At 67.4% G+C, this 6982-nt stretch carries 5 protein-coding genes; 3 read left to right on the top strand and 2 right to left on the bottom strand.

Features of this window, described 5'->3' with window-relative positions; translation table 11 throughout:
* The 3 genes from RBR29_RS09575 to dhbA form a co-directional block, all read left to right on the top strand.
* Positions 1-310: chorismate-binding protein (locus tag RBR29_RS09575; protein ID WP_320348848.1), on the top strand; the 310-nt coding region annotated here is incomplete at its 5' end.
* Positions 311-366: 56 nt separating this feature from the next.
* A complete protein-coding gene (locus RBR29_RS09570) occupies positions 367-1050 on the top strand; it encodes an isochorismatase family protein (RefSeq protein ID WP_320348847.1) in 684 nt (227 codons plus the stop codon).
* Positions 1047-1898 carry a 2,3-dihydro-2,3-dihydroxybenzoate dehydrogenase gene (dhbA, locus tag RBR29_RS09565; RefSeq protein WP_320348846.1) on the top strand — a complete coding sequence of 284 codons (852 nt, stop codon included), beginning with the start codon at positions 1047-1049 and terminating at the stop codon, positions 1896-1898. The genes RBR29_RS09570 and dhbA overlap by 4 nt, the downstream gene beginning before the upstream one ends.
* A 329-nt stretch (positions 1899-2227) precedes the next feature.
* On the opposite strand, the gene RBR29_RS09560 is transcribed toward dhbA, so the two are convergent.
* A complete protein-coding gene (locus RBR29_RS09560; protein ID WP_320348845.1) occupies positions 2228-3691 on the bottom strand; it encodes a glutamate synthase subunit beta in 1464 nt (487 codons plus the stop codon).
* A gap of 14 nt (positions 3692-3705) precedes the next feature.
* The coding region (locus RBR29_RS09555; RefSeq protein WP_320348844.1) for a glutamate synthase-related protein at positions 3706-6982 on the bottom strand (3277 nt) is incomplete at its 5' end.

Here is a 6982-nt window from a genome sequence, read left to right as displayed (position 1 = left end):
CAGCGCCCTGGACCTGGCCATCGCCCTGCACCCCACCCCGGCCGTCTGCGGCCTGCCCACCGCGCATGCCCGGCGCGCCATCGCGGCGCTGGAACCCTTTGAACGCGGCTATTTCGCCGGCGCCGTGGGCTGGTGCGACGCCACCGGCGACGGCACCTGGGCCGTCGCCATCCGTTGCGCCCGCAGCTGCGGCCACCGCCTGACGCTATCCGCCGGCGCGGGCATCGTCCCCGGATCGGTCCCCGCGCTCGAATACCGGGAAACCGGCAACAAACTGCGCACGGTCCTGGATGCGCTGGGCATCGCCTGAACCCGCCCCTACGGCACCACACCCGACTGATCCGCACGCCCCTGGAACCCTGACTCATGACCATCCCCGCCCTGCCGTCCTATCCCATGCCCCGCACGTCCGTGCGCAACCGCGTGGACTGGCGCCCCGACGCCCGCCGCGCCGCCCTGCTGATCCACGACATGCAGGATTATTTCCTGGGCAAGTACGCCGTAACACAGGCGCCGATCCCCGATCTGATCACCGCCATCGTCCACCTGCGCAACCGCTGCCGCGCCCTGGGCATCCCCGTGTACTACACCGCCCAGCCGCCCGTGCAGCCCGAAGCCGACCGGGCGCTGCTGAACGATTTCTGGGGGCCTGGCCTGACCGCGCCCGAACACCAGGACGGCGCGCGCATCGTCGCGGCCCTGCGCCCGCGTCCGGAGGACACCGTGCTGACCAAATGGCGCTACAGCGCCTTCCAGCGGTCCGACCTGCGGGACCGGCTGCGCACCCAGGGCCGCGACCAGCTGATCATCAGCGGGGTCTACGCCCACATCGGCTGCCTGGCCACTGCGCTGGAAGCTTTCATGCAGGACATCCAGCCCTTTCTGGTCATCGATGCCTGCGCCGATTTCAGCCTCGAAGACCACCTGATGGCCGTCACGCACATCGCGCGCCGCTGCGGCGTCAGCCTGACCTTGAACGAACTGTTCGAGGCCCTGGCGCAAGACACCGCCCCAGCCGATCCAGCCGCCCAAAGGATTGCCGCATCATGAACGCCCAGCCGGACACCACAGGCCGCGCGGACCTGACCGCGCAGCGCCAGGACGATTTCCGCGACCGCCACGTCCTGGTCACCGGTGCGGCCAGCGGCATCGGCGCCGCCGTCGCTCGCCAGTTGCTGGCCCAGGGCGCCTGCGTATCCGCCGTCGATCTCGACGCGGCCGGCCTGCACCGCCTGCGGGCGCAGGCGACGGATGCCGCCACTGGCGGCACCGCCCCGTCCGAGCGCCTGTGGACCGCCGTCCTGGACGTGCGCGATGCCGCCCAGGTCGAACAGACCGTCGCCCAGGCCGAAGCCGCCCTGGGGCCGCTCCACGGCCTGGCCAGCGTTGCCGGCGTCCTGGAAATGGGTGCCGTCATCGACCTGGAAGACGCCCAATGGGCGCGCTGCTTTGACGTCAACGCCACCGGTGTCTTCCACGTCTGCCGCGCCGTCGCCCGCCGCCTGCGCGATCGCCGCACCGGCGCCATCGCCGTCGTCAGTTCCAACGCCGCCACGACGCCGCGCACCGGCATGGCTGCCTATGCCGCCTCGAAAGCCGCCGCTACCCAGTTTGCCCGCTGCCTGGGCCTGGAACTGGCCCCGCACGGCATCCGCGTCAACATCGTCTCGCCCGGTTCCACCGACACCGCCATGCAGCAAGCCCTGTGGGCCCTGGGCAGTTCACGCGACACCGTCATCGCCGGCGACCCCGCCCGCTGGCGCCTGGGCATCCCCCTGGCCAAGATCGCCACCCCCGACGAAATCGCCCAGGCCGTCCTGTTCCTGCTGTCCGACCAGGCCAGCCACATCACCCTGCACGACCTGCGCGTGGACGGCGGGGCGACGCTGGATCAGTAAGCAGCATGGCAGGCAGATGCAAACAGGGCCCCGTGTGCGAAAACGGAACCCTCTTTGTCGAGCCCAGGCAAGCCCAACCATGCCGCAGTTCCAGCCAGACGGAGCCGGAGTGAGGTGGTTCGCCGGCGCCGGTGTTGCGGGGTGCCGGATGCTGACGAAGGGAGTCAGGGGGCAGTCGGCGGGCGTGTCTGAGGCGCGCGCAGCGCGACGAGTTCGCCCGCCGCCCTGACGGACGAGGCAGATCCGGGCAGTCCGACCAGCGGGAGGACCGCCACGCCCTCCGGCAGAGGCGGACCGCCTCGCTCCGGCGGTTTATGCACTCAAACCAATCAACGCGGCAACACCGAAGCCCCCATCAAGTACTCGTCCACCGACCGGGCGCACTGCCGCCCTTCGCGGATCGCCCATACCACCAGCGACTGCCCGCGCCGCATGTCCCCGGCGGCAAACACCTTGGCCTGGGAACTGCAGTAATCATCCGTGTTCGCCCGCACATTCCCGCGGCCGTCCACCTCGACCCCGAACGCATCCAGCACCGTGCGCACCGGCGACACGAAGCCCATCGCCAGCAGCACCAGATCCGCCTGGATCTCGAACCGGGAATCCTTCACCTCGCGCATCTTCATCTGTCCCGTGGCCTTGTCCTTGAGCCATTCCAGGCGCGTTGCGACCAGCTTTTCGACCTTGCCGCCCTTGCCCTCGAAGGCCTGCGTGCCCACCGCCCAGTCGCGTTGACAGCCTTCCTCGTGGGATGATGACGTGCGCAGCCGGATCGGCCAATACGGCCAGGTCAGCAGCTTGTCTTCGGCTTCCGGCGGACGGAACATCAATTCGAACTGCGTCACCGATGCCGCCCCCTGGCGGTTGCTGGTCCCCACGCAATCGGACCCCGTGTCGCCGCCACCGATCACCACCACATGCTTGCCCTTGGCGCTGATCGGCTTGGCGATGCGGTCGCCGTGATTCACCTTGTTCTGCTGGCGCAGAAAATCCATGGCGAAATGCACCCCGCGCAACTCGCGGCCCGGCACCGGCAGGTCGCGCGGCTGTTCGGACCCGCCCGCCAGCACCACCGCGTCGTACTGCGCCAGCAATTCGTCGGGCGTCACCACCGTCAGGCCGTCCTCCGCGTGCGCGGCCTGGCCCACATAGGTCGAGGGAAAGAACTCCACGCCTTCGGCCTCCATCTGCGCCAGGCGCCGGTCGATGTGCGACTTGGCCAGCTTGAAGTCCGGAATCCCGTAGCGCAGCAGGCCACCGATGCGGTTGCTTTTCTCGTAGACCGACACACTGTGCCCGGCCCGCGCCAGCTGCTGCGCACAGGCCAGACCGGCCGGCCCCGAACCCACGATGGCGACCCGCTTGCCCGTCTTGCGCACGGGCGGCTGCGGCACCACCCAGCCTTCCTGCCAGCCGCGCTCGATGATCGTGTGTTCGATCGACTTGATGCCGACTGCCGTGTCGTTCAGGTTCAAGGTGCAGGCCGCCTCGCAGGGGGCCGGGCAGATGCGCCCGGTGAATTCCGGAAAATTGTTGGTCGACAGCAGCACATCCAGCGCGCGCTTCCAGTCCTGGCGATAGACCAGGTCATTCCAGTCCGGAATGATGTTGTTGACCGGACAGCCATGCGTGCAGAACGGCACCCCGCAGTCCATGCAGCGCGCGCCCTGGATGCGAGCCTGCTCATCGGTCAGCGGCGAGACGAATTCCTGCCAGTGGCGCAGCCGGGATTCGGGTGCCTCGCAGGCCGGCTTGACCCGCGCGAATTCCATGAAACCAGTGATTTTTCCCATGATGTGGTGTTCCTTCAAGCGGCCTGGGTCTGGGCCTGGATCTGAGCCTGGGCCACTTGCCACAGTTCACCCAGGGCGCGGTGATATTCGATCGGCGTGACCTTGACGAAAGCGCGGCGCGCCTGGTTCCAGTCCTCCAGGATTGCCCGGGCGCGGAAACTGCCCGTCAAGCGGAAATGGTTTTCCACCAGGCGCCGCACGATGGTCTCGTCGGTCTCGCGCGGGCCATTACGCTCCAGGCTGTGCCAGAACTGCGGCCCGCCGGCCTGGCGCTGGGCCTCGTCGGTTTCCATCGGATCCAGGCGCACCATGCCGGTGTTGCAGCGGCGCGCGAAGACCTGTTCCGGATCCCAGACATAGGCAATGCCGCCGGACATGCCGGCCGCGAAATTGCGGCCCGTCTCGCCCAGCACCACCACGGTCCCGCCCGTCATGTATTCGCAGCCATGGTCGCCCGTGCCTTCGACCACCGCAGCCGCACCTGAATTGCGCACCGCGAACCGTTCGCCGGCCACGCCGTTGAAATAGGCCTCGCCACCCGTGGCGCCATACAGCACGGTGTTGCCGGCGATGATGTGGTCCGGTCCGAAGCCGCGGAAATCATTGGGCGAACGCAGGATCAGACGGCCGCCCGACAGGCCCTTGCCGACGTAGTCGTTGCCTTCGCCCACCAGGTCCAGCGTCACGCCATGGGCCAGGAAGGCACCGAAACTTTGCCCCGCCGCGCCGTTGCACTGGATGTGGATGGTGTCATCGGGCAGGCCCTCGTGACCGTAGCGCCGCGCCACCTCGCCGGACAGCATGGCGCCGATGGTGCGGTTGCGGTTGCGCACCGGGGTGATGAAAGAGACTTTTTCGCCGCGTTCCAGCGCCGACTTGCTGCGTTCGATCAGCTGGTGATCCAGCGCGTGCGACAGGCCGTGGTCCTGCACGTCGGTATGATGCACCGGGTCCTCGGTGGGCACCTGGTGAAAGATGCGGCTGAAGTCCAGCCCACGCGCCTTCCAGTGCTCGATACCCTTGCGCATGTCGAGCAGGTCGGTGCGGCCGATCAGTTCGTCAAAGGTGCGGATGCCCAGTTGCGCCATGATTTCGCGCACTTCCTCGGCCACGAAAAAGAAATAATTGACGACATGTTCCGGCCGGCCGCTGAATTTCTTGCGCAGCACCGGGTCCTGGGTGGCGACCCCGGTGGGGCAGGTGTTCAGGTGGCACTTGCGCATCATGATGCAGCCCTCGACGACCAGCGGCGCCGTGGCGAAACCGACCTCGTCGGCGCCCAGCATGGCGGCGATGGCCACGTCGCGGCCGGTCTTCATCTGGCCGTCGGCCTGCACGCGGATGCGGCTGCGCAGACGGTTCAGCACCAGGGTCTGCTGCGTCTCGGCCAGGCCCAGTTCCCAGGGGATGCCCGCGTGCTTGATCGAGGACACGGGCGAGGCGCCGGTACCGCCATCGTGGCCGGCGATGACCACATGGTCGGCCTTGGCCTTGGCCACGCCGGTGGCCACCGTGCCCACGCCCACCTCGGCCACCAGCTTGACCGAGATCGAAGCGCGTTCGTTGACGTTTTTCAGGTCATGGATCAGCTGCGCCAGATCCTCGATCGAATAGATGTCATGATGCGGCGGCGGTGAAATCAGGCCCACGCCCGGCACCGAATAGCGCAGCTGCGCGATGTAGTCCGTGACCTTGTGGCCCGGCAGCTGGCCGCCTTCGCCGGGTTTGGCGCCCTGGGCCATCTTGATCTGGATCTGATCGGCGCTGCACAGGTATTCGGCCGTGACGCCGAACCGCCCCGAGGCCACCTGCTTGATGCGCGAACGCAGCGAATCGCCCGCCGCCAGCGGGATGTCGGCCTCGACCCGATCCTGGCCCAGCACCGACGCCAGGCTGTCGCCCTTGCGCACGGTGGGTTTGCCCGTGCGCATTTCGGCGCGGTAGCGCAGCGCATCCTCGCCGCCTTCGCCCGTGTTCGACTTGCCGCCGATGCGATTCATGGCCACCGCCAGGGTGGCATGCGCTTCGGTGGAGATCGAACCCAGCGACATGGCGCCGGTGGCAAAGCGCTTGACGATTTCCTTGGCGGGCTCGACTTCCGACAGGGGAATGGCGCGCGCCGGATCGACGCGGAATTCGAACAGCCCGCGCAGCGTCATGTGGCGGCGCGACTGGTCGTTGATGAGCTGGGCGTATTCCTTGAAGGTCGAATAGCTGTTGGCGCGCGTGGCGTGCTGCAGCTTGGCGATCGAATCCGGCGTCCACAGGTGCTGTTCGCCCCGGATGCGGAACGCGTATTCACCGCCGTCTTCCAGCGCATGGGCCAGCACCGGATCGGCGCTGAACGCCGCCTGATGGGTGCGCAGGGCCTCTTCGGCCACCTGGAAGATGTCGATGCCCGAGACGTTGCTGGGCGTGCCGGTGAAATATTTTTCCACCAGACTCTCGTGCAGCCCCACGGCTTCGAAGATCTGCGCGCCGGTATAGGACATGTAGGTCGAGATGCCCATCTTGGACATGACCTTTTTCAGCCCCTTGCCGATGGCCTTGATGTAGTTTTCCGTGGCCTTGTCGGCATCGGCGAACGTCGCCAGGGTTTCCAGCGCCAGCCAGGGATGCACCGCCTCGGCGCCGTAGCCGCCCAGCAGGGCGAAATGGTGCGTCTCGCGCGCCGACCCGGTCTCCACGATCAGGCCGGTGCGGGTGCGCAGGCCCGCGCGGATCAGGTGCTGGTGAATGGCCGAGGTCGCCAGCAGTGCGGGGATTGCGACATGCTCCGCATCCACGCGGCGGTCGCTGATCAGCAGGATATTGTCGCCGCTGAGCACGGCATCGGCTGCCGTGGCGCACAGCGAAGCCAGGCAGGCCTCGATGCCTTCGCGCCCCCAGGCCACCGGATAGGTGATGTCCAGTTCGCAGCAGCGGAATTTATCATTGGTCTGGCGGCTGATGTGGCGCAGCTGCGCCATGGCGGCCCGATCGAGCACCGGCTGGCTGATTTCCAGGCGCAGCGGCGGATTGACGTTGTTGATGTCCAGCAGGTTGGGCTTGGGGCCGATGAAGGACACCAGCGACATGACCATCTGCTCGCGGATCGGATCGATCGGCGGGTTGGTCACCTGGGCGAACATCTGGCGGAAATAGTTGTAGAAAGGCTTGGGCCGATCCGACAGCACGGTCAGCGGCGCGTCGTTGCCCATCGAGCCGATGGCTTCTTCGCCATTTTTCGCCATCGGTTCCAGAATGAACTTGAAGTCTTCCTGGGTCCAGCCGAATGCCTGCTGGCGATCC

The sequence above is a fragment of the Castellaniella sp. genome (assembly GCF_034007085.1).
GTDB lineage: Bacteria > Pseudomonadota > Gammaproteobacteria > Burkholderiales > Burkholderiaceae_B > Castellaniella.
The sequence above is the reverse complement of the archived record's forward strand: the minus strand, read 5'-3'. Positions and strand labels throughout refer to the sequence as shown.